Raw genomic sequence first — 24,490 nt, 5'->3', positions numbered from 1 at the left:
CCGACCGTCAGTTCGAGCGAAAGAGTCCCGGTAGTTCCGAGGGTACTGACCGGTCGGTGGTTACGCTCGACGCGATCGTACGAACGCGACCACGAGTAGCGAAACCAGCACGAGCGCGACGCCGAACCCGGGAACGGCGTCGTCCGCGTCGTCAGTCCGTTCGTCGGTCGGATCGTCGTCGGCCGGGTCGCTCGTCGTATCACTTCCCGCCGGATCGTCGTCGGCCGATCCGTCGTCCGGGTCGGTTCGAGAGACGACGTCGAGCGTCGATGAGAGAGACGAATCGCCGATCGTCACGGTGACCTGGCCGGATCCGACGTCGAGCGCGTTAGCCGGTATTTCGAACGCCACATCGGTCGATTCGGCCGGTTCGAGCGTGACCGTCTCCGTTCGCACGGGTTCGCCGTTGAGGGCGAGTTCGATCGACTCGGTTCCAGTCTCGTCCCCGGCGTTCTCGACGGAAACGGTCGCGGTTACCGGGTCTCCATCCTCGACCTGAGTCGGGACGTCGAGGTCGACGAGCGAAATCGCAGCTGGATCCGGCGTCGGCGCCGGCGGCAGCGCCGGCGGCGCGGACCCGTCGGCCTCGACGGACACCGTCGTCGCGTCCTGTGGACGGAGGCTTTCGACGTAGAGGTCGATCGTTTCCGCCTCGGTCTCTGGTTCGACGACGATCGTCTCGGTCGTCGTTTCACCGCCGTCGAGTTCGATCGTTCGAGTCGTCGAGTGGGCGCCGTCGACGGAGAGCGAAACCGGTTGCTCGTCGGCCCGGTAGCCGGGATTTCTGACGTCGAGCGTGACGTCGAGCGGCTCACCCGGGGCGACCATCTCGTCGACGACGAGGTCGACCGCGAACGACGGTCGGTCGACGTCGGTGAACGGCCCGACGGTGTCGGTCGTGCCCGTCGTCGACGGATCTGCGTCGGGGACGTCACCGTCGGCCACCACGGTGATCGATTCGTTTGCCGGGAGCGATCCCAGCGGAACCTCGATCGGTTCGAACGACGGGGCATCGACCGATGCCGCGTCGACGGTCTCCGTTGCGGTAGCGACGACGTCCCCGGATTCGGTCCGGACCGAAACGGTCGCGTTCGCCCCACCGTGACCGCGGTTCGCGACCAGAATCTCGGCGATTCGATCGCCGCCGACGTCGAGGTACTCTATCCCGCCGACAGCCAGGTCCGGCTGGAGGAACCAGGCCGGACGGTGATCCCGGTCGACAGCCGTCTCGTCGACCGACTCGTCGGTCACGATCGAGACGCGGTCGGCGACGGACGCGTCGATCAGATCCGGATCGATCGTGACCGTCGCGGTCGCGTTCTCGCCGTGTTCGATCGCGTCGAGTTCGACGGTCTCGATCGTCTCGGTGCCGTCGTCGAACGCGATCGGCACGTCGGATGCGGTGGCGCCGCCGGCGTTGTCGACCACGGCGTCGACCTGGATCACGTCCCCGTCTTCGTCCTCGACCAGCGTCGAGTCGACCGATTCGACCGACAGGTGCGGCGTCGCGGCGACGACGGTCGTCGTCGCTTCGGCCGTTCCCGATGCTGTCGATGCACCGACGAAGGTGCCGACTGTGCCGGCTCCATCGGTCGTTGCGTCACCGTCGTCGACCGAGAGGTCGAACGTTCCGTGCTCGTCGACGGTCGCGTCGATGGACTCCGTGACAGTCTCGCCCGGTGCGATCTGATCGTGAGAGCGTTCGTCGACGACGCCCGTGGCGTTCTCGATGACGACGGTCACGTCATCGGTGGACGAACGGTCGCCCACGTTCCGGAGGTCGTACTCGATCGTCGACTCGTCGCCGGCCACCGCCGCCGACGCGTTCGCCTCGATCGTGTACGCCGGGGCGAACGCTCGTTCGGTGACGAATACGTCGTTGACGGCCGCTCGGTCGAGTTCCTGCACGGCGAACGCCGAGTAGAACGCGTCGCCGCCCTCACCGACCGCCACGTCCGCGTACCAGGCGGTCAGGTTCTCGTCGGATACCTCCGCGTACGCGTGGTCGGCGATCCACCCGTCGCCGCGGTCGAGGCGGTAACCGAGATCGGACGTCGATCCCCCGTCGAAGCGGGCGCGATAGGTGAGCACGGTGTCGTCCCCGTGTGCGTCGAGGGCGAGTTCGTCAACGGTCGTGAGTCCGGATTCGAACGCCAGCTCGGTGGGGCTACCCTCGCCTTCGGCGTCGAAGACGTGCGTGTCACTCCCGCTGGCGTTTGCCCAGACGGTACGGCCGTCGGCGGTCGCCACCGCGGTCACGGTCGTCGCCGCGTGACTGTGGGACTCGGTGAGCCCCTCGTGGTCGACGGCTGCGGTGACGACCACCTCGTCATCTACGTCGTCGACGGTCGCATATGCGAGCGTGGCGCCGTCGCCGTCAGTGCCGACGGCGGGGTGAGACGCGTTCGAAATCGTTTCGATCTCGTCCACGTCGCCACTCTCGTCCAGAATGGCGTATCGGACGTTCGAGTCGGAGCCGTTCGCCGCGGTCGACTCCCAGGCGACCAGCCAGCCACCGTCGATCGCCGCGACTGACGGGCTGTGCTGTCGCCGATCGCTCTCGGTCAACTGATCGGGGTCACTCCAGCCCGCACCGTCGTCGATGGCGACGGCGATCTCGTAGTGACCGAAGAGATCGGCGGGCGTCTCCACCTCCTCGATCGGCGGGGCGTCTTCGAGCGTCGACCAGACGACGGCGGTCCCGTCTTCGCTCGCGGCGAGTGCGGGCGTTTCGTCGGTCGCGTCGTCGTCGGTGACGTCCTCGACGGCCGACCACGTGCCGGTGGTCAGGTTGTGCGTCCGGACGCGAAGGTCTCGACCGTCCGTGGCCGCTTTGGACTCGTTCTGTGCACTGTACACGACGATCAGTTCCTCATCGACGGTCGCGATCGCCGGCTGGGTGTCCTCGAACTCACGATCGGTCAGCCGGTCGAGGTCGATCCCGTCGGAATCGGTCGGCTCGACGTCGGTCGCGAGGGAGTCCGTGCCGACGTCACCCTCGCCCAGGTCGTCGTCCTCCACGGCGGGGACGTTCGGCAGCGGGTTCGGTCCGTGTGCCGACGGCGGGCTAACCGTGACGGATCCCGTGGGTACGTCAGTCGCCTGGAGACCGAGGCCACCGCTTCCGACGTCTCCTTCGAACGGACCGAGGTCGAACTCGAAATCGGCGAAACAGTCCAGGACGATATCGCCGTCCACCGAAAGCGAGCCGCCGGGATTCAGGTCCGTCTCCGGGCCGACGTCGAACGAGGCCGTCATCCCGCCGCCGCCCTCGGCGTAGACCCCACAACCGAAGAGTTCGGCTGCGTGCAGAATGGTGATGTCGGTGCCGGACTGGACGGTCCCCTCCTCGAACGAGAAGTCCTCACCGAAGTGGCCCTCGAACTCGACGCTCGGGTCGATCGTCCAGGGCACGATGACGTCTTCCATCTGGCTGTCCTCCTGGCCCTCGACGGCGCCGCCGAAGACGGTCGGCCCTTCGAGTCCCGTTCTGGACGCCGAGGCGGCGATCGTCGCCGCTTCGAGCGAGAGCGCCGAGTCGACGGTTCCGTCGCCTTCGATCTCGCCGCCGATCCCCTGTCCGAGGAGGGTGGCGCCGAGTGCGCCGTCGCCTTCGACGGCCGCGCCGACCGGATCGGCCGTGTACGCCGCGACGGCGTCGGCGGCAAGTTCGAACGACAGGAGGTCGACGTCGGGGAGCACCGGGACCCCCTCGATGGCGAGTCCCTGCTCGATGTCGACGGGCGCGTGCCGCGCCTCGATCGTGCCGGCCTCCCGGTCGACGACGACGTCGCCGTCGCCGTCGATAATCCACTGAATCCAGTCCGGCGCGTCGGTGACCCGGACCATCCGCGTCGCCTCGGTCGTCGCCCCGAACTGATCTTCGGCGGTGATCGTCAGTTCGGCGTCATCGTCGAGGTCGCCCAGGTCGAACGTCGCCTCGTAGGTGCCCGGCGAACCGTCGCGGACGACCGTCTCGCCGTCGAGTTCGAACGTGACAGTCTCGACCTCGTTTCCTTCCTCGGTGAAGACGCCCGCTCTAAAAGTCTCCTCCCAGGAGACGCCCTGGAGCGGCTGTCCGCCGTAGACGGGGTCCAGCTGGACGATTGCCATCTCGGGCTCGGTGACCTCGACTTCGTGGGTCTCGGTGGTGCCGTCGGCCGCATCCGTGAGCGTCACGTCGTAGGTGCCCGCCTCGGCGAACTCGTGGAAGACCTTCGAGCCGGTCGCGGTCGAGCCGTCGTCGAAGTCCCAGACCGGTGCGTCGGTGTAGGTGGTCTGGAAGATGATGGGGACGTTCGTCGTCGGCTCCTCGGGGAAGAGCGAGACCCCGAAGCCGAGTTCCTCGACCTCGACGGTGGTTTCCGTCGTGTGGTCCTCGGTGACGACCTCGAGATCATGGGTGCCGGCGTCGCCCTCCTCGGTCCACCACTGGAACTCGACGAGTCGGGTCTCGCCGGGTTCCAGGTCGACGACGGGGACCTCGTAGAGGAGGTTCTGATCGGCGTCTACCAGCGACACCATCTGGGACCCTGTCTCGTCGCCGACGTTCTCGATCGTCGTGCCGACGACGACCGTGGCCCCTTCGGGAACGGGATCGTTCGCGTACTCGACCGTCGCCGCGAACGTCGCCGGTTCGTCGACGTCCGGTTCGATCGTGACCGGACCGTCCCCGTGAACGAGGTCGACGTTCACGCGGTAGCCGTCGCCCACCTCGGTGACGGTCGAATCGGCGGGTTCCTCCCCGTACTCGACGACGATTTCGTCGGTCGTCTCGACGTCCCACGCGTCGAGCAAGCCGTGGGGGACCGTCGCGGCGAAGATGCCCTCGTTCGGCTGGTCGTCGACGCCGCGGGCCGGTGCACCGAGGTCGACGGCGAGTCCGGCTTCGTCCGCGTCGTCGTACGCGATCCGCTGTGCGTCGGTGATCACCTGCGCCCCGGCCGTCGCGTCGCCCACCTCGAGTCCCGACAGGTCGCTCAGCGTGAGGTCGACGGTCGACTGGAGTGCGTGCGTCGCGACCGACTCCGGATCGGGCCACGCCTCGAGCGGCGGTTCGCAGTCGTCGGCCTCGTCGTAGGTATCACAGTCGATCAGCACGTCCGTCCCGAGCGTCGTCGCCCGGACGGTGACGTTGGTGGTCCCGTCGGCGTTCGACTCGACCCACCAGTCGTCGAGTTCGGCCGTTCCACCGACCGCGTTCGGATCGACGTTCTCGAGTTGTACCTCGATCTCGAACCAGGTGCTCCCGGGATCGACGCCGACAGACGAGAGTTCGCGTGCGGCCGCGATCTCGTCGGCCGGGTCGTCGGTCGGTTCGGGGTCCTCGTTAACCAGGCGGAGCGAGACGTCGTCGCCATCGACGGCTGCGTCGATCGACAGCGCATCGAGGACCGACTCGTCGCCATCGTAGACGTCGAGCGAGGCACCGAGGACGTAGCCAGCGCCCTCCGGGAGCACCTCGGCGGCGACGTGGTCGACGTCGTCCGCGCTCCAGACCGAGAACTCGTGGATCCCGACGTCGGCCGATTCGGGCACCCACTCGAGCGTAACGGACGTCGATTCACCGGGGTCGAGTTCGACGGTCGTCGCCTCGAGGACGTCGCCGTCGGCTCGCAGTTCGATCGACTGGGTACCTTCTTCGTCACCGGTGTTCTCGACCACGGTTTCGATCGCCAGCGGTTCGCCGACGAAGACGGGGTCGGTCACGTCCGTGATGGCGACCGAGAAGAGCGCGCCGATCGTCTCCCGATCGAGTGCAACGCTCTCCTCGATCACGGCGTCGGATTCGATCTCGACGGTCTCGACCGTCAGGGATTCGTACGTGGCGGCGTCGAACCGGACGTCGTACGTGCCGGGGCTATGGCTGAGTTCGTACGCGCCACTCGCGTCGGTCGTGGCCGTTTCGAGCACCTCGCCGTCGCCGTCGAGGAGTTCGACGGTCGCCGCCTCGATCGCTTCGCCGTCGTCGGCGTCGGTGACGGTGCCGACGAGCGTTCCGGAACTGTCGGTCGGGAACAGCTCGAAATCCTGGGACACTGTCTCGCCTGCGTTCAGCTCCACGTCCGTCGCCGTCTGCGGGTCGTAGTACTCGATCGCGGCGGTGACGTCGTAGGTTCCGGATTCGGCCGCGAGTTCGTACGCGCCATCGGCGTCGGTCGTCGTCGTGTCCACGTTCTCACTGCCGTCGCTTAGCCCCACCCACGCGCCTTCGATCGGGTCGCCGGTCTCCCCGTCGACGACGGTGCCGGTGAGCGTTCCGGTCGTCTCTAGTTCCTCGATGCTGACCGTCTCGCTCTCGGAAGCGTCGTTGCTTCGGACCGTCACATCGCCGGTGGCCGCATCACCCGCCTCGGTCTCCCAGGTGAGCGTAATTGCTTCAGAACTCAACTCACTGAGAGTCACCTCAGCCGAATCGACCATATCGCCGTCGAAGTCCTCCAGTTCGATCGTCTGGGTGGCCTCCTCGCCGCCCGTGTTCTCGACGGTCACGTCGACATCGAGGGGCTCGCCTTCGGTTACCGGCGCGTTCGTGTCGTCGATTTCGACGTCGAACCCGCCGGGTGCAGGATCGAGCCAGACCCAGTCGGCGACGTCCATCGTCTCTTCGCTCACGGCGAAGAGTTCCTCGGTGGCCGCATCCCCGATCTGGGTCTCCCAGTAGAGCGTGACGTCGGTCGACTCTCCGGCATCGAGCGTAACCGCCTTCTCGTCGAGCGCGGTCCACGCCGGATCGAAGAGTGCGAGCGTCTGCGTGCCCGCTTCGACACCGCGGTTGGTCACCGTCACGTTCACTTCGAGCGTGTCACCTTCCTCGCCGTAGAGGTCACTCCAGTCGTCGATCTCGACGTCGAAGTACGTGCCCGGGGCGTCCGGCTCCCACGGGTCGAAGGCGACGTTCTGATCGTTGACCGGCGTGGCAATTTCGTCTCCCGATCCATCGGCGGTCACACCAGTAACAGGATCAGTACGGTCGCCGCTCGGCCCCGTCTCGTCGCCCCACCAGTTGCCAGTCGCGCTCGCGTTGTGTGTCTGGTCTCTCGCGTCCGATTCGAGACCGATCTCGTTGTCACGGACGGCGCTCTCGTCGATATCGACGGCCTCGGTGGTTTCCGCGATTAGCACGCCGCGTTCGTTCGCGGACAGAACGCTGTGTGAGACGGTCGTTCCGCTCGCATCGCCGTACAGCGAGAATCCGTCGCCCGACCCGACCACGGCGCTGTCGGCGATCGTCAGGTCGGTCGCGTTCGTTGCGATGATACCGTTTTCGCCGCCGTAGACCGTCGTATTCGTCACCGCCACGCCGTCGCTCAACGCGACCTGCACGCCGACCGCCGGGTCGTAGAACGCGTGGTCGTCGACGGTCACGTCGGTCGCGTCGATCAGGACAATCTGGCCGTACTCCCCCTCGACCGATCCGCCGTCCTCGCCGACGGCGTAGTACAATGGGTCGCCGCCGACCGTGTTGTCCGAAATCTGGTGATCGAAGTGCTCGAGTTCGGGTTCATCGATGTCGTCCCCGTTGAGGACGAGTCCGGTCTCGAAGGTGTTCTCGACGACGGTCGCGTTCGTCACGCCGTCGATTCCGAGGTCGACGTCCTGGTCGGAGAGCGTGTTGTTGGCCACGACGATATCGTCGACACCGTCTCGCAGGCTGATTCCCGAATTCTCGCTGTCGGTGACGACGTTATCCGTGACCGTGACGTCGACGACGTTGCCGATGGAGATGCCGTGAGCCTGTCTCGTCGGTTGGGAATCGGCCCGATGGTGAGCGTCGACGGTGTTGTTTCGAACGGTCACGTTGACGATCTGATCGCCGCTTTCCGACACGTCGATTCCGAGCGTGTTCTCCCGAACCGTGTTGTCCTCGACGAGCACGTCGCTCACCCCGAAGACGTTGATCCCTTGTCCATCGGCCCCGCTCGCACCTCCATTCTCCTCGACGAGATTGTCCCTGACCGTGACGCCCGTCTCGGTCGAAATGACGACGATACCGTCGTCGTTGTCTCGGACGGTGTTCGCTTCGACGAGCGTCTCGTCCGAGCCGATTCGCATCGCGCTCGCGTGACGCTCGACGACGTTGTCGACGACGGCGCTGTTTGGCGAGTCGCGGAGAGAGATACCGGCGTCGAGCACCTCGTCGTGGTCGTTGTTGTCGTCCAGGGCGTTCGCCTCGACGTGAGCGCGCGGTGATTCGTGGATCTGGATTCCCGTCCGCCGGTTGTCGTCGACGACGTTTGCCTCGATTCGCGGGTCGGGAGAGTCCTCGACGAACACGCCCACCCCGGACTCGTCGTGGAAAAGGTTCCCCGTCGTGTGCGTTTCGGTGACCTCGTTTTCGGTGACGACGACGTCGCTCGAATCGGTGACGTAGATTCCGTGTGATTCCTCGTCGTACCCGAGCGCGTTGTCCTCCAGCAGATTCCCCTCTAAAACTGTGTCGTCGGCTCCTTGAACGAGGATGCCGCTCTGGGTGTTCGAGACGCCGACGGTGTCGCGGACGGTGGTATTTTGGATCGACGTGACGTTGATCGCTTCCAGGTGAACCGCTCGCAGTCCGTTGTCATTGGCCGTATTATTATCGATGACGGCGTCGTCGGCGTCCTGGACGTAGATCCCGCTGCGATCGTTGTCGTTCGCCGTGTTGTTCCGAACGACGGCGCCGTCAGAGTGCTCCCAGACGTTGATCCCCTGTCGCGCGTTGCTGTTCGCCGTGTTGTTCTCGACGAGCGCGTTTGGCGACTCGTAGAGTCGGATCCCCGGAACGTCCTCCGCCCAGCCGTTGTTCGTGGCGGTGATCCCACGCACGGTTGCGCCGGCCGATCCGTTGACGAGGACACCGGCGAGGTCGTTGTCGAGTACCGCAGCGTCCGCGATCTCGAATCCGTCGCTCTCGATGGCGTGCACGCCGTGTGAGGCGAACGCACGAATTTCGAAGCCCGTTACGGTCACGTCGTCGGCGCCGTCGACGTGAATTCCGACCGCATCCTCGCCGAGGTCGCCGCCGTCGAGGACCGGCGGGTCGTCCGCGTCCGAGGCGACCAGCGACAGCGCGTCGACGTCGACGGTAACGGACTCGGCGTACTCGCCCGCGTCCACACAGATCGTCTCGCCAGCGCTCGAATCGTTCACCGCATCCTGTATGGACGACCCCGCTTCGACCGTCGCGTCGCAGGTCAGGTCGGCGATCGACGAGTCGGTCGACCCAGGCCAGTCGGTCTCGCCAATACCGGTCTGAACGAGGGGCGAGTCGGTCGTCGGTTCTTCGACGGACGTGGCGACGTCCGATGCGACGATACCGACGCCGCCGGTCGCGATGGCGGTGCTCACGAGCGCGAGTGCAGCGATAAGCGCCACGACCCAATAGGCGGACGGTTTCCCTCTCATCCGTCCGGTCGCAGCGGATTTCGATCCGGTCATTGCGGTCCGGTTTCCCGAACAGTCCCCTCATGTTACGGGTCGCTACACTGTTTCGCCGCGTGGGACGGGCCTCGATTCACGGCGTTCGCCATCAGTCCATAATCGAGTACGGCGGCGACCTGACCGACGGTGGATATAAGACGGTGCCACCGAGTCATGCTGTCAATAGATGGCGGGTGCCGACCGAAGCGACGAGACGGTAACACTCATCAGTCGGCTCGATCTGTTGGACCGACTCTGTGAGGGCCCTGCCCACGTTCGTGACATAATCGACGAGACCGGCCAGGCACGATCGACGGTCCACCGCGCGGTCACCGAACTCACGGAACTGGGCCTCGTTCGCCGGGGCGACGACGGAATCGAAGCGACGATCACCGGGCGATTCGTCCGCGATCAGCTCGTCGACTACCTCGACGCGCTCGACGACGTTCTCGCCGCCCGCGAGGTCCTCGAGCCGCTTTCCCCAACGACCGACATCCCGTACGGCGTGGTCGTCGGTGCCGACGGGATTCCGGTTACCGAACCAGCGCCGTACAGACCCGCTGATCGGATGTTCGAGGATCTACGCGATGCGACGACCTATCGGGCATTGCTGCCGACGATCGAAGAGTCGCGAACGATTCGGACGCTGTACGAACACGTGATCACCCGAAATAATCCGGCAGAACTCGTCGTCTCGCCGGCGGTTTTCGAGACGCTACGAAGCGAATTTTCGCGTCGGATGACACTTCTGGCGGAGTCCGATCGCTTCACCGCCCACGTCGGTGCGGTTCCCCCGTACGGCCTCGGTCTGTTCGAACGCGAACCCGTCGGGCACGAAACGCGGGCGTCGACGGTCCACGTCGTGGTTCACAACGAGAGCGGTGGCGTACACGGACTCCTCGTCAACGACACCGACCGAAGTGTCTCGTGGGCGGAGGCGCACTACGAGCGCTACCGGGACGGCGCGACGGATCGAACGGACGAGTTGCAGCCGGATACCGACGGAGGTACCCGGGCGATCGATGGAGAATTCGCGCCGGAGCTTGGCCAGTCGCTGCCGGTCTCGCTCGAACGCGAAGGGTTCGTCAGAATCGACGACGATTACTTTCACACCGAACCAGTCGCGGCGCCGCCGACCGCCTGGCGGACCGGACTCTCGCTCGCCGAGGTTCATACGGGGTACGCGATCGACCGCTCGGTATCGAAATCGACCGACGAGGTGCGTCGTGACGATACGACTCACGAGACCGACAGCATCGCGGACGAATCACCCGACGATCGGTCGGACCTCGCCGACGAGATTACCGCCGCGCTGGGAGACGGAACGGATACGATCGTCCTCGGGCCGCCGGGATCCGGGAAAAGTACGATCTGTAAGCAGGTGGCGTGTGCGTGGTACGCCGCGGATCGAGGACCGGTGATCTACCGCGACGGCCAGCACGGGCGCACGAGCGAAGCGGTCGACGATCTCGTCGACACCGTCACGGCTGCTTCGGGGCACGCGCTGGTCGTCGTCGAAGACGCGGTCAGACCGGACGCCGAGGCCATCTTCGAGGTGATCGAACGCGTCGCCGACCGAACCGACGTCAGCGTCTTGCTCGACGCCCGAGAGAGCGAGTGGAACCGGCGGCTGGCGCGTGCGACCGAGGTGTCCGACCTCGAGGTGATGTACGTCCCGCCGATACGGGAGGCGGATTGTGCCCGACTCGTCGAACACTTCGAACGGACGCTCGGACGGCACGTCGACGTCCCCACCGAGCGGCTGTGGTCGACGTTTCGAGACGAGATCGCCAGCCGCGGCGGCGACAGGAGCCACGAAATGCTCCGCCTGATCCACCGGCTCTCGACGTACGCGGATCCGCTGACCGACGAGCCGACCGCGCTCGAGGAGGCGGTGGCCGGGGTTTACGACGAACTGAAAGACGACGAACTAGTGTACACGGTCTGTCTACTCGTGAACGTACTCAACGCGGCGGGAATCGGCGTCGATCGGCGGTTCTGCTACGCTGTCGGTGACGACGACCTCGATGCCGTCGACGGGGCGCTCGAACGACTGTACGGCCGTGTTCTCTTTCCCACGGGCGACGGGCGGTATCGCGCGGTCCACGAAGCCTGGTCGACGGCGTTCCTCGAGAACCTCCTCGACGTCGAAGGTGAAGAGGCGGCGAGCGAGCAGTTCGAAGCGGTCGTCGGCGCCGTGGTCGGTCTCGCGGACGATCCGGAGCGCCGTGAGCGGATTGCCGCCCACCTCGGCGAGCGGTGGGCGCTCGACGACCCACGGCAGTGGGTACCCGAGACGATCGACGCGGTGTACGCCCTCGGCCAGCAACGGTCCCAAATCGCCCCCTTGTTCGGCGACGGTACTGAGAGCGGGTTCGAATTCCCCGAGGCGTGTCCGGATAGGATGGTGTCCGACCATGAGATCCGACTCGGCGAGATATTCCTCGCCGGTGGCTACTACGATCGGGCTGAACGCGCGTTCGAACGGGTGAGCGACGAGTGTGTCGAGCGGTCAGGCGAACGGCTGCTCGGGCTGGCACGCGTCGCGCTCAATCGTGGAGAGTACGACGCGGCGATCGAGTGCTGTCGGAGCGGCCTATCGCTGCTCGAAGACGCAGACCAGCCGCTGCTTCGCGCCCGAACCCGATTGCGACTCGGCGAGGCGGTAGCTGAAACGGGAGCGTTCGACGAGGCCAAATCGCACTACGAAACGGCGTTAGCGGCGTTTCGGACGTTGGAACGCCCGGGGTGGGAGGCGCAGGCTCGCCACCGAATTGGAGCCGTCGCGTTCGAACGAGGCGCCTACGAGCGGGCACGAGAGTGGTTCGAATCGAGCCTCGTCACGCGCCAGGAGCTCGGCGACCGACGCGGCGAGGCCGAGGTTCTCAACTCGCTGGGGAATATCGCCATGCAGCGCGGGTCGTTCGATCGGGCAGCCACGCTGTTCGAGCGGACGCTCGATCGCCACGACGAACGGGGCGACCGTCACGGCGTTGCGAAAATCCGCAACAACCTCGGGGCGGTCGAGTTCAGACGGGAAAACGAAGATCGAGCGATCGCCTTCTACGAGCGAAGCCTCGAGGACAGTCGGGCGATCGGCGATCGTCCCGGCGCGGCGAAGTGTCTACACAACCTCGGCATCCTCGAAGAACGGCGCGGGAACTACGACCGGGCGACCGACTTGTACGAACAAAGCCTCGACAGCAAGACCGAGATCGGCGATCGGCCCCTGCTGATCACGACGCTAACCGCCCTCGGATCGGTCGAAGGACGGCGCGGGAACTACGTTCGTGCGGCCGACTATCAGGAGCGAGCGCTCGATCTCATCGAAGACCTCGGCGATCGCCACGGGAAAGCCAGGTGCCTACACAACCTCGGACAGATCAACAATCGGCAAGGCAACGTCGACCGGGCGATCACGCTGTACGAGCAAAGCCTCGACATCAAAGAGGAACTCGGCGACCGGGGCGAACTCGTCCTCACGCTCACCAACCTCGGACTGCTCGCCGCGCGGCGAGGGGCGCTGGAACGGGCCCGTTCGTACGGCGAACGGGCGCTCGACATCGCGACCGAGGTCGAGATATCCGAGCAGATAGCCGGGAGTCACCACTGTCTGGGCGAGGTCGCACGACTCGCCGGCGAGCACGATCTAGCTGACGAGCGCCTCGAACGGGCACTCGACGCCATCGATGACCGGGACGGACTGGTCGCACAGGAGATTCGGCTGACGGCGGCGCGACTCGAACGAGATCGCGGGGACTCCGATCGGGCGAGAGCGATCGCACACGAGGTTCTCGAGGGGAGCGAGGCGCTTGATGCGAACTTTTGGGTCGCTCAGGCCAACGGGTTGCTCGGACGGATCGAAGCGGATGAGGACCCAGAGACCGCGCGCGAACACCTTCGCGAGGCGCTGGCGTACTACGAACGCGTCGACGCGATTCGCGACGCCCTCGAGGTGTTGAAGGCACTCGACGAGCTGCCCGTAACGGACGTCGACGCGAGCGAAGCGTACCACGCCCGGACCCGAGACCTGCTGGCCGACGCCCCCGAAGAAGTGCGCGAGCGACACGGAACGTGGGTTACGGGCGAGTGAGGCGACCGTTACCACACCAGCGAAGGGTCCGAAAAGCAATCTAAAGCGCCGTTCCGTTTCGAACGCGACGCCGCTCGTGCACGGTGGATATAAGGAAACTCCCCCGAATCATCGTTCCAACGGATGGCAGGTGTCGACCGACGCGACGAGACGGTGACGCTCATCAGCCGCCTCGAGTTGCTCGACCGGCTCTGTCGATCACCCGCACACGTTCGCGACATCATCGACGAGACTGGCCAGGCTCGATCGACGGTCCACCGCGCGGTCACCGAACTCACGGAACTGGGCCTCGTTCGTCGGGGAGACGAGGGAGTCGAAGCGACGATTACCGGGCGATTCGTCCGCGATCAGCTCGTCGACTACCTCGACGCGCTCGACGACGTTCTCGCCGCCCGCGAGGTCCTCGAACCGCTCCCGACGGCGACGGACGTCCCGTTCGACGTCACCGTCGGCGCGGATGTCGTCCCCGCGAGCGATCCGGCGCCGTATCGGCCGGCAGACCGAAACCATTCGGCACTGACCGACGCGCGCGGGTATCGTGCGTTGATGCCGACGATCGAGGAATCGCGGACGGTCAGGGTGCTGTACGAACACGTCGTCACCCGCGGACGACCGGCCGAGCTCGTCGTGAGCCCGGCGGTCTTCGAGACGCTGCGAAGTGAGTTTCCCCGTCGAGCGACGCTGCTCGCCGAGTCACAGAACTGTACGGTCTACGTTGCCGACATTCCGCCGTACGGCCTCGCCCTCCACGAGCTCGAGTCGAACGGTGACGATCCGACCGAGCGGGCCCATCTCGTCGTCCACAACGAAAGCGGCGGCATTCACGGCTTACTCGCGACAGAAACGGTCGAGGGGATTTCGTGGGCGAGCGGACAGTACGAGCGCTACCGGGAGGCGGGCACGGATCGAACGAGCGACCTGATCGCCGACACGGATGGCGGCGTTCGAACGGCTGACCCGCGTGGGTCCTCACCGATCGGCCAATCCCTTCCGGTCTCGCTCGAACGCGAGGGATTCGTCCGAATCGACGACGCCTACTTCCGAAACGAACCCGTCGCGAGTCCGACGACGGCCTGGCGGACGGGGCTCTCGCTCGCCGAAGTCCACACCGGCTACGCCATCGAACGGCCGTCGACGGCTCCGAACGTCGGTCGAGCGGCGGACGCCCGCGACGCCGAACGCGCCGGCCCGCTCGACGAATCGATCACGGCCGCACTGGTCGACGGAACGGATACGATCGTCCTGGGACCGCCGGGATCCGGGAAAAGTACGATCTGTAAGCAGGTCGCGTGTGCGTGGTACGCCAGCGATCGAGGACCGGTGATCTACCGCGACGGCCAGCACGGTCGCGCGATCGAAGCGGTCGACGATCTCGTCGCGACCGTCTCGTCGGCCGACGGTCACACGCTCGTCGTCGTCGAAGACGCCGTCCGCCCGCACGCGGACGCCATCTTCGAGGGGCTCGAACGCCTCGCCGACCGAACCGACGTCAGCGTCCTGCTCGACTCCCGGGAGAGCGAGTGGAACAAGCGGCGAGTCGCCACCGACGCCACCGATCTGGAGCGGGTGTACGTTCCACCGGTGAGACTCGGCGATTGCGCCCGTCTCGTCGACCAGTTCGAGCGGACGGTCGACCACCCGGTCGACGTCTCCGCCGACTGGTTGTGGTCGGCTGTGCGAGACGAGATCGGCACCGACGACCACGACGAACCCCACGAGATGCTCCGGTTGATCCACCGACTGTCGACGTACGCCGATCCGCTGGCCGCCGAGCCGACGGCGCTCGAGGAATCGGTGGCCGACGTCTACCAGGACGTCGAGGGCGATCGGCTGACTCTGTCGGTTTGCCTGCTCGCGAACGCGCTCAACGCGGCGGGCCGCGCCGTTCACCGATCGGCCCTGTACGCCGCCCGGGATGACGCGCCTATCGAAGCCGTCGACGACGTACTCGATCGGCTGAACGGGCGAATCCTCTTTTCCGGAACGGGCGATCGGGTTCGGATGGTTCACGAGGCGTGGTCGACGGCGTTTCTGTCGCACTATCTAGAGACCGCCGGTGAGACCGAAGCCGCCCGCAGGTTCGGCCGCACGGTCGAATCCGCACTCACGCTCGCGGCCGAGCCCGAACGGCGAGGCCGAATCGAATCTCACCACGACGAGCGCTCCTCCGTCGAACCCACCGCGTTCTCGGACGGTCCGATCGAGTCCCCCCAGCGGTGGGTCGACGAGACGGTCGATGCCCTCTTTTCGCTCGGACGGAAGCGTCCGAAACTCGCCCCGCTGTTCGGCGACGGTTCGACCGACAGTTTCCACATACCAGCACGTTGCGACGGCGAACTCGCTGATCGACGGCCCGTCCGACTCGGTCGGATCTTCCTCGATGGTGGCTACTACGACAGGGCCGAGAGCGCGTTCGAACGGTTGGATCGGGACGATCCAGAGCGCCTCGACGGCCTGGCTCGCGTCTCCTTCCGACGGGGCGAGTACGACGACGCGCTCGAAGGCTACGAGCGCGCGCTCGTCATCGCACGAGAGACTGACGATCGAAACACCGAAGCACGGGTTCTCGCCGGACTCGGGCTGACCAGCTGGCGACTCGGGGACTACGACTCTGCGGGCGAGTACTTCCGCCGGTGCCGATCGCGCGCACGCGACATCGACGACCGGCGGCTCGCGTCCAAAGCCGACGCGAACCTCGGCGCTATCGCGTGGTCTCAGGGGTCGTACGACGCCGCTCGCGAGCACTTTACGGCGTTTCTCGAAGGGGCCCGTCAGATCGGCGACAGGGACGGCGAAGCGAGGAGCCTCAACAATCTCGGGAGCGTCGCGTACCACCTGGGCGCGTACGATCGAGCGCGGGGTCGGTTCGAAGCGAGCCTCGCGATCAGACGCGAGATCGGATACCGATCGGGCGAGGCGAGCTGTCTCAACAATCTCGGCTTCCTCGCGGCCAGAGAGGGCCGGTTGGACGACGCAGAGGCGTTGTTCGAATCGGCGCTGTCGATCGCAACCGAGATCGGCTATCCCAGAGAGCGGGGGCAGGCGTCGAGAGGACTCGGCATCGTCGCGCGCGACCGGGGCGAGCACGAGGCGGCCGAGCGCCACTTCGAGGCGTCGCAGTCGACGTTCGACGAAACGGGCAACCGCTCGTACGAGGCGCGAGCCGGCGTCGATTGGGCGCAGTTAGCGCTCGATCGAGGGGAGCGAGACGTCGCTCGAACGCGGGTCGAGCGGCTGCTCGACCTCGCCGAATCGCTCGATTCGGTCCACGTCAGCGCCCGGTGTCGACGATTGCTCGGCGAGATAGACGCCGAAACGGGTGAGTACCAGCGTTCCCGAGCGCGGTTCCGGGCCGCGTTCGAGGAGTTCGAGGACTGTCGCTCGCTCGACCTCGCTCTGGAGACCCTCGAAGACCTCATCGCAGTCTGTGAGGAAATGGGAGACGCCGACGCAGCCCGAGGATACGTCGCGCAGTCCCGAGCGCTCGTGCGCGACGCGCCGGCCGCCACGGCCGATCGTCACCGCGAGCGGATCGACGCCTGCGGACGACGGTTCGAACGCACGTCGCCGGATCGAGCGGGCTGACCGGTTCGGCGTGCGTGCGGGATCGCCGATTCGGCTTCGGCCGCGGTCGTGGCCCCGTCCCACGGTCTGCAACAGTGTAGCGACCCGTAACATGAGGTGTCTGTCGGCGTCCGGTACTGGCAATGGAGCGTCGATCAGACTCCGCACCAAAACGAGCGAACGCTCGTGTAGCGAACAGTGAGACGAACGAACCGGGACCGAAAGCGGTCGAGTCGACACGGCGGCGCCGTCGCCCGCTGGGAGAACCCAGTCGGCGAACGGTCCTCCGAGCGAGCGTGGGTGTGGGCGTCGCCGCGACCGGCCTGGCCTCCGTCGGCAGTGGACCGGTCGCGGCCACGAGCGGCGACCTCATCTGGACCTACGGCGAGGAACTCGATTGCTCGCAGGCGTCGACGTTCGAAGCGCCGCTCACGGTCGTCGACGGGCTCGTGTTCGCGGGGACGACCTGTGCGCACCTGCACGTCGTCGACGCGGCCACCGGCGAGCAGGCGGACACGATTTACACGAACGCCACCGTGAACCGAGCGCCGACGGTCGTCGGCGACCTCGTCGTCTCCGCGCCGAACAACCAGGAGCTCATGGCGTACGATATGGACGGTGACGAGCGGTCGAATCGAATCTGGGAGGCCGACGTCGGCGGAACGGTGACGACCAGAGTGAGTTCGCCGACGGTGGCGAACGGGACGGTCTACACGACGAATCACGACGGACCGCCGTACCTTCACGCCGTCGACCTCCAGACGGGAGACGAACGGTGGACGTACGACGGCGCCGAATTGGGCGAGAGCCCGATCGTCCACGACGGGACCGTCTACGCGACCGGACGGGACGGCCTCGTCGTCGCGCTCGACGCGGAATCCGGCGACGAAGCGTGGACGGCTCCGGTCGGGGAGTCGGTCGAATCCACGCCGACCCTGGCGGATGGCATGGTCTTCGCCGGGACGACCGGCGGGACGCTCTACGCCATCGAGGCCGAATCCGGCGACGAGGCGTGGACGTTCGACGCTGGTGGACACGTCGCGGCGCCCACGGTCGCCGACGGCGTCGTCTACGTCGGCAGTTTCGACGACACCCTCTACGCGGTCGACGCGGCCAGCGGCGACGAGGAGTGGCGGTTCGATACCGGCGCTATCCCGACCGGGGCGACGGTCGCCGGTGGAACCGTTTTCGTCGGTAGCGGCGGCGCTCGCGTCTTCGCGATCGACGCCGCGAGCGGCGAGCAGACGTGGCGATTCGAAGAATCCGACATCGACACCGAACCGTATCCGCGCGCGACGGCTCCCACCGTCGTCGACGGCGTCGTCTACGTCGCGACGACGAACGGTCTGGAAGGGCGGGTCCACGCCCTCGATGCCGGCGTCTCGGGTTCGAGCGAGGACTCGCGGGTCGTACTCGGAACGTCGGGACACCACGACGAGTGGGCCGAGCAGGCTGCGACCAGTTCGGGACCGACCGACGCCAGCGGCGGGTCGGAAACCGACGACCCCGACGACGGGGCATCCGACGACACTGACGCGAATGCCGATGGAGCTGATGACGGGATGCCCGGCCCCGGAATCGTCGGCGCGATCGCCAGCCTCACCAGCGCGGCCTATCTGCTCGGCCGACGCACGTCCCGAGATCGATCGAAATGAGGGGAAGACCGACGACGCGACGCCGACTGGTAGTGGTCGGTGCAACGAGCGCCCTCGCCGGACTGGCCGGTTGCTCGACCGATGGAGACGACGCGGTCGAGACGGACGACGGAGACGACGATGATTCGAGCACCGACGGAGACGACGATGATTCGAGCACCGACGGAGAGCCGACGAGCGATACCGACGCGAACGGGCGGGGTGACGTCGGCGATCCCGACGACGTCGACCTCGCCTCGGCCCTCGAATGGGAACGCTCGTACGTCGTCGAGATCGAATTCGACGGGACCGGCCCGGGAGAGCTGACACAGACGGTTCACGAGGGAGATACGCACGTTCGCCTGGAATTCGACCATGGGCAGGTCGTCGAAACGTACGACGTGGACGGAGTCACGTACGAAGTGCTGGACGGCCAGTGCGTCGTTCGATCGGAAGCAGACGCGGTCGAGGAGGCCCCAGACGTCCGAGAACCGAGCGGCCATCCGGACGCGTCTCCGAGCGAAACGACCACGATAGACGGCGAGACCGTTTACGTGTTCGAGATCGAACTGGATGACGCGGCTGCGCGATGGTACCTCAGTGCCGAGACTGGCTATCCGGTCAAACTCGAAGCGTCGACGTTCACCGCGACGTTTCACTCGTGGGGAGAGACGAGTGCGATCGACCCACCGGAGATGGCGTGTCAGGAACCGCCCTGAGTACGCCCGTGGCGGCTACCGTGGGAGTCGTCGACGGGTCACTAAGCCGATTCGACGATCGCGGCGGCTACCGCACGGCAGTGACGTGGTCAGAACGGAGTTTCCGCCCGACACGAGGGGTCAGTTAGTCACTCCGCCGACGTTGAACTCGTCGCCTTCAGCCGATCGCAAACGGCGGTGTACGCGTTTGCGTCTTCGAGTCTTCTTCGGGGATAGATCGACTCGAAGGCCTTCCGACGCGCCGAGAGCGACGCCCGTTCGCGTGCGCCGTCCGACTCGCCGGCTCGCTCTAGCTGGGAGGCGACGGCGGCGGTGACCGTCTCGCGAACGACCGGCTTTTTACAGATCTCGTCGCACTCGACCGAGAGCAGGTCGACCGGCGGGCGGTCGCCGACCAGGAGGATCGTTCGACTGTCCGTTCGAACGCTGTCGACGAGGGCGTCGAGATCGGCGCCCGGAAGCGAGGCGTCTACCACCACGACGTCGGTCGCGGCGTCGAGAGCGGCGTCGAGTTCGAGCGCGGAGTGTGCGCGGGACACGTCGTAGCGCTCGGCGAGCCAGCCCTCGTACATCGACGTGAGTCGACGGTCGCCGTCGGCGATGACGACCTGCGGATCGTCCGCACCGAGGTGTTGGCGCCCCCACGCGTCGAGCGCCTCGAAGACGGGCGCCAGGTCCGACCCCGAGGGGGTCAGTTCGTACTCGACGCGAAGCGGCGACTCGCTGGTGACCGATCGCTCGACGAGGTCGGCCTCGACGAGCGCCTCCAGGGTCTCGGTGAGGACCTTTCCCGAGACGTCGGGAATCGAATCGAGTAACTGGTTGAACCCCATCGATCCGCGCGATAAGAGCGTGGCGACGACGACCGGATGCCACTTCTTCGAGAGTAACCGTACCGTCTCGAGACCGCGTTCGTACGAGACTGGTTCGGACTGAGACCGGTCGGCCATACGAACAGCTACGAGGGAGATCGCATAACGATTGTGGACGAATACCGCGGTCAGTCACGATCGTCAACCGCCAGATCGTCCTGGCGGAGCAATATCAGCATAGAGAGCGCCGAAATACCGATGAGAATGAGCGCCGGGACGGCCGCGGCGCGGTAGTGTGCGGTCCCGTGTGCTTCGTAGATGATCGTCGCGAGCGTCTCGGTGCCAACGGGGCGGAGCATCAGCGTCGCCGGGAGTTCCTTCATCGTCGTCAGAAACACCAGCGCCGCGCCCGCGACGATGCCGGGGACGATGAGCGGCAGCGTGACCCGGCGAAAGGTTTCGAACCGGCCGGCGTTCATGACGCGGGCCGCTTCGAGCAACCGCTCGTCGACCTGTAAGACCGTCGTCCGGGTCGTCCCGACCGCCTGCGGGAGAAATCGAACGACGTACGCGAAGACCAGAAGCGGCACGGTTCGGTACAGCCAGGGCGTGTAACTCGTTCCGAGGAAGACGAGCGCAAGCCCGATGACGACGCCGGGGACGGCGAAACCGACGTAGGTCGCCCGCTCGAACAGCCGGCTGAGGAGACCGCCGCGCGTCGCCGAGAGGTAGCCGACCGGCAACGCGAGCGCGGCTCCGACCAGCGCCGCCAGCAACGCGTAGCCGAGCGAGGCGAGCGCCCACTCGATCTCGAACGCGTAGACGCCGACGGACTCGGCGTCGGCGATGAGCAGCCAGCGCCCGAAGATGATGACCGGCAGCGCGATCGTCACGAAGCCGAGCGTGGCGACGCCGGCGGTCGCGGGCCACTTCCAGCGGCCCAGGCGAATCCGAGCGCTTCTGGCCCGGGCGCCGGCGTATCCGTCGCCGCGACCGATCCGGGCTTCGATCGCCAGGACGACGGCGGCGACGGCGAGCAACTGCAGCGAGAGTAACGCCGCGTACTCGGGGTCGTAGCTGTGTTCTTCGTAGATAACGAACGTGAAGACGTCGACGCGCATGAACGCGGGCGTGCCGAAGTCGGAGATCGCGTAGAGGGCGACGAGCAGCGCCCCCGCCGCGATGGCCGGTCGGAGCTGGGGCAGGGTGACCCGACGAAACGCTTCGAACCGGCCGGCCTGCAGGGTGCGCGCGGCGTCGACGAGCGAGCCGTCGATCGAGAGCAGCGCCGCGCGCGTCGTGAGGAAGACGTACGGATAGGTGTAGAGCGTGATGACCAGGACGGCCCCCCAGAAGCCGTCGATCGCGGGCATGGAGAGGCCAAGGAGCGAGGAGAGTTCGCCACGGTGGCCGAACGTCTCGACGAACGCGTAGGCGCCGATGTAGCTCGGGACGACCAGCGGAAGCGCCGCCAGGACGGTGAAAAACCGTCGGTAGGGAAGGTCGGTCCTGGTCGTCAGAAACGCCACCGGCACGCCGATCGCGATCGAAAGGAGCGTCACGGCCGTCATCAGGCCGATGCTCGAGGCGAGGATGTCGAGCGTTCGTTCGGACGTCATCAACCGCCATCCGCGGTCGGTTTCGACGCCGCTGGCGCGTAAGAACAGCCAGAGCAGCGGCGAAGTGACGAGCGCGGCGATCGCCCCGCTCACCAGGACGAGCCCGATCGACGACGCGTCGTCCTCGCGCTCGCGGAGGCGACCGAAGTTGATTCCATCCACGGTACTCGGTTCGGTCGTTAGAGCGTCGCTGGTTTAGGCCTTCCTAAATTGGGCCGGGCGAGGAGCTCACAGCGTGAGTCCGGTTTCGCTCTGGAGGTCGCGCGCTTCCTGGAGTTCGAGCCCGAGCGTGTTGAGATCGAATTCCGGCGGTCGGATGTCGGCGAGCGCCGGCAGGTCGCCGACGTACTCGACGTGGTCGACGACCGGGTACTCGCCGTTGACCGCGACGAAGAACTCCTGGCCCTCCCGGGCGAGAACGTGGCGGACGAATTCGGCGGCGAGGTTCGGTACCTCGGCGTGTTCGTGAACGGCGATCCCCGAGACGTTGAACAGACAACCGGGATCCTCCCGGGTGAATGCGACGCCCAGCGGGGCATCGGGAGCGTTCTGGAGAATTCGGCCGGCGTAGTACTGGTTGCCGAGCGCGATGTCCTGATCTCCCGCGGCGACGGCCTCGGCCTGCTGGGTGCCGCTGTCGTAGGTGACGATTTCTTGCTCTTCGACCATCTTCGTCGCCCACTCGCGGGTGCGCTCTTCGCCTTCGAGTTCCATCATCGCGACGATGAACGCCCGGAAGCTCCCGGAGTTCGGCCGCGTCGAGATGCGGCCGGCGAAGCGGTCGTCCTCGGCGTAGGCGAAGATGTCGTCAGGTAACTCGTCGCCGTCGAACGCGTCCGTGTTGTAGAGAACGGCCCGAACCCGGCCGGACGCGCCGGTCCACCGGCCGTCGCGGTCGCGGTAGCGCTCCTCGATCGTCCCGGTGACGTCGTCCGGAAGCTCCCTGGCGAGTCCCTCCTCTTTGAACGCCGCGAGCGCCCCGGAATCCTGCGTGTAGAAGACGTCCGCGTCGGTCGCGTCGCCCTCCTCACGAAGGCTGGCCAGCTGGGCGTCGTTACCGTCGTAGTCGGCCGTGATCTCGAACTCCGGGTACTGGTCTTCGAGTTCGTCGAACAGCGGCTTGATCTGATCGCGCGTGCGTCCGGAGTAGACGACGAGTTCGCCCTCGAGGTCGCCGAGGTCGTCCCAGGTCGCCTCACCCGAATCGAGGGCCTCCCCCTGTGGCCCGTAGTCGTCGAACGGGTCGGTTCGACCACCGAAAACGTCGAGACAGCCCGCCAGCCCGGCTCCGGCGAGCGCGACGCCGCTCGTAGCGAGAAATCGGCGGCGGCCGATCGCCGATCGGCTCGATGACGCGTCGTGTCGGTGTTGCATATCTAGTTTTAGGTCGGCCTAAAACACATATAGTTGCCGATTCGGGACGATGGACGGGAAAACGCGCGGCGAGACACGTTGCTCGCCGATGGGCCGGCCGATGATGCCCACGGTTTCGGCCAGCCTAAATCCGTCACTGGTGGTTCTTTAGGCCGTCCTAAAGACCCTGTCGGTTCGTCGAACGAGCACCGGCGCGGCCGACGATTCGGGAGTCGAACGATCCATGCCGAGAGTCCACCACTGGCCGATTGACTCGGAGTCGAACCACCTTTGGGCTCCTACGGCTACTCCCCCGTATGAGCGTACGCGAAGAGTTCGACGCGTGGGCGGCCGACGGGCGAGATAAGGGAATGGAAGAACGCCACTGGGCGACCGCGAGACACGCGCTAAGCCGGATCCCGGTCGAGCCGGGCGACGTCGTCCTCGATCTCGGCTGTGGCAGCGGCTACGCCGGGCGAGCCGTTCGGGATGCGGACGACGCCGGCCGCGTCTACGGGCTCGACGGGGCCCCGGAGATGGCGCGAAACGCCGCGAGCTACACCGACGATGCGAACGTCGGCTTTCTCATCGGCGACTTCGGCTCGCTGCCGTTCGCGACGGACTCGATCGATCACGTCTGGTCGATGGAGGCCTTTTACTACGCGGCCGATCCCCACGAGACGCTCGCCGAGATCGCCCGCGTCCTCAAACCCGGCGGAACGTTCTACTGCGCCGTCAACTACTACGAGGAAAACACCTACTCCCACGAGTGGCAGGAGAAGATCGCAGTCGACATGACGCTGTGGAGCGCAGACGACTACCGCGAGGCGTTCCGGCGCGCCGGGCTCGTCGTCTCCGGCCAGGACAACGTCCCCGACCGCGACGTCGAGATTCCGGACGAGTCGGCGTTTCCGACCGACGAGTTCGAACGACGCGAGGAGATGGTCGAACGCTACCGCGAACTCGGCACGCTGTTGACGGTCGGCGTCGCCCAGTAACGGCCGCCGTCCACTCGAAACCGAATCGCGACCGTCGCCCTCCGGTTAACCCCCCTTATTTCACTTCGAGATCGAAGTTAGATTGTCCAGATCGCGTGAATTTCTGCGACTCAGCCGCGACCTCGCCGTCAGTCGAGCGTCTGACGCTCCACCGGAAGACACCCACACAAAATCGCAATACGGCGTCAACTCGCTGGTGGACTGTGGGAGATCGAACCCCTCCATTTCGACTGGAGAGAACCGTTCGCCGAGCGAACCCCGTGCGAATCGGTTACAGTGCACCCGGCTCGGCGTCT

Annotated in this window: 9 protein-coding genes; 5 read left to right on the top strand and 4 right to left on the bottom strand. The window is 66.3% G+C overall.

What is annotated here, in order from left to right; genetic code table 11:
* Positions 1-60: 60 nt before the first annotated feature.
* Positions 61-9,357, bottom strand: a complete 9,297-nt coding sequence (locus NKH31_RS08190) for a right-handed parallel beta-helix repeat-containing protein (RefSeq protein WP_254864642.1) — start codon at positions 9,355-9,357, stop codon at positions 61-63.
* A gap of 232 nt (positions 9,358-9,589) precedes the next feature.
* Here NKH31_RS08190 and NKH31_RS08185 point away from each other — a divergent pair, with 232 nt between their 5' ends.
* The 4 genes from NKH31_RS08185 to NKH31_RS08170 all read left to right on the top strand — a co-directional run bounded on the left by NKH31_RS08185 (position 9,590) and on the right by NKH31_RS08170 (position 19,412).
* Complete coding sequence (locus NKH31_RS08185) at positions 9,590-13,495, top strand: tetratricopeptide repeat protein (RefSeq protein ID WP_254864641.1); 3,906 nt, start codon at positions 9,590-9,592, stop codon at positions 13,493-13,495.
* 123 nt (positions 13,496-13,618) lie between these two features.
* The gene (locus tag NKH31_RS08180) at positions 13,619-17,080 is read left to right on the top strand and encodes a tetratricopeptide repeat protein (protein ID WP_254864640.1); all 3,462 of its coding nucleotides are present in this window, start codon (positions 13,619-13,621) and stop codon (positions 17,078-17,080) included.
* A gap of 281 nt (positions 17,081-17,361) precedes the next feature.
* Positions 17,362-18,714, top strand: coding sequence for an outer membrane protein assembly factor BamB family protein (locus NKH31_RS08175; RefSeq protein ID WP_254864639.1), 1,353 nt, complete (start codon positions 17,362-17,364; stop codon positions 18,712-18,714).
* Positions 18,711-19,412 (top strand): hypothetical protein, encoded by a 702-nt coding sequence (locus tag NKH31_RS08170; RefSeq protein ID WP_254864638.1) that lies wholly within the window; start codon positions 18,711-18,713, stop codon positions 19,410-19,412. The genes NKH31_RS08175 and NKH31_RS08170 overlap by 4 nt, the downstream gene beginning before the upstream one ends.
* A 128-nt stretch (positions 19,413-19,540) precedes the next feature.
* Here NKH31_RS08170 and NKH31_RS08165 read toward each other — a convergent pair whose 3' ends face one another.
* The 3 genes from NKH31_RS08165 to NKH31_RS08155 all read right to left on the bottom strand — a co-directional run bounded on the left by NKH31_RS08165 (position 19,541) and on the right by NKH31_RS08155 (position 23,217).
* The gene (locus NKH31_RS08165) at positions 19,541-20,362 is read right to left on the bottom strand and encodes a winged helix-turn-helix transcriptional regulator (protein ID WP_254864637.1); all 822 of its coding nucleotides are present in this window, start codon (positions 20,360-20,362) and stop codon (positions 19,541-19,543) included.
* Positions 20,363-20,412: 50 nt separating this feature from the next.
* Complete coding sequence (locus tag NKH31_RS08160) at positions 20,413-22,005, bottom strand: ABC transporter permease (RefSeq protein WP_254864636.1); 1,593 nt, start codon at positions 22,003-22,005, stop codon at positions 20,413-20,415.
* Between the two features lie 66 nt (positions 22,006-22,071).
* Positions 22,072-23,217, bottom strand: a complete 1,146-nt coding sequence (locus NKH31_RS08155; protein WP_254864635.1) for an extracellular solute-binding protein — start codon at positions 23,215-23,217, stop codon at positions 22,072-22,074.
* 296 nt (positions 23,218-23,513) lie between these two features.
* On the opposite strand from NKH31_RS08155, the gene NKH31_RS08150 reads away from it, so the two are divergent.
* The gene (locus tag NKH31_RS08150) at positions 23,514-24,194 is read left to right on the top strand and encodes a class I SAM-dependent methyltransferase (protein ID WP_254864634.1); all 681 of its coding nucleotides are present in this window, start codon (positions 23,514-23,516) and stop codon (positions 24,192-24,194) included.
* The last annotated feature ends 296 nt before the right edge of the window (positions 24,195-24,490 follow it).

The organism is Halovivax gelatinilyticus (genome assembly GCF_024300625.1).
In the GTDB taxonomy this organism is placed as follows: domain Archaea; phylum Halobacteriota; class Halobacteria; order Halobacteriales; family Natrialbaceae; genus Halovivax; species Halovivax gelatinilyticus.
The sequence above is the reverse complement of the archived record's forward strand: the minus strand, read 5'-3'. Positions and strand labels throughout refer to the sequence as shown.

What these genes read in the sequence shown, in the direction of transcription:
- NKH31_RS08185 (WP_254864641.1), top strand. Translation starts at nt 9,590, where the DNA reads ATGGCGGGTGCCGACCGAAGCGACGAGACGGTAACACTCATCAGTCGG.
- NKH31_RS08180 (WP_254864640.1), top strand. Translation starts at nt 13,619, where the DNA reads ATGGCAGGTGTCGACCGACGCGACGAGACGGTGACGCTCATCAGCCGC.
- NKH31_RS08170 (WP_254864638.1), top strand. Translation starts at nt 18,711, where the DNA reads ATGAGGGGAAGACCGACGACGCGACGCCGACTGGTAGTGGTCGGTGCA.
- NKH31_RS08165 (WP_254864637.1), bottom strand. Translation starts at nt 20,362, where the DNA reads ATGGCCGACCGGTCTCAGTCCGAACCAGTCTCGTACGAACGCGGTCTC.
- NKH31_RS08155 (WP_254864635.1), bottom strand. Translation starts at nt 23,217, where the DNA reads ATGCAACACCGACACGACGCGTCATCGAGCCGATCGGCGATCGGCCGC.
- NKH31_RS08150 (WP_254864634.1), top strand. Translation starts at nt 23,514, where the DNA reads ATGAGCGTACGCGAAGAGTTCGACGCGTGGGCGGCCGACGGGCGAGAT.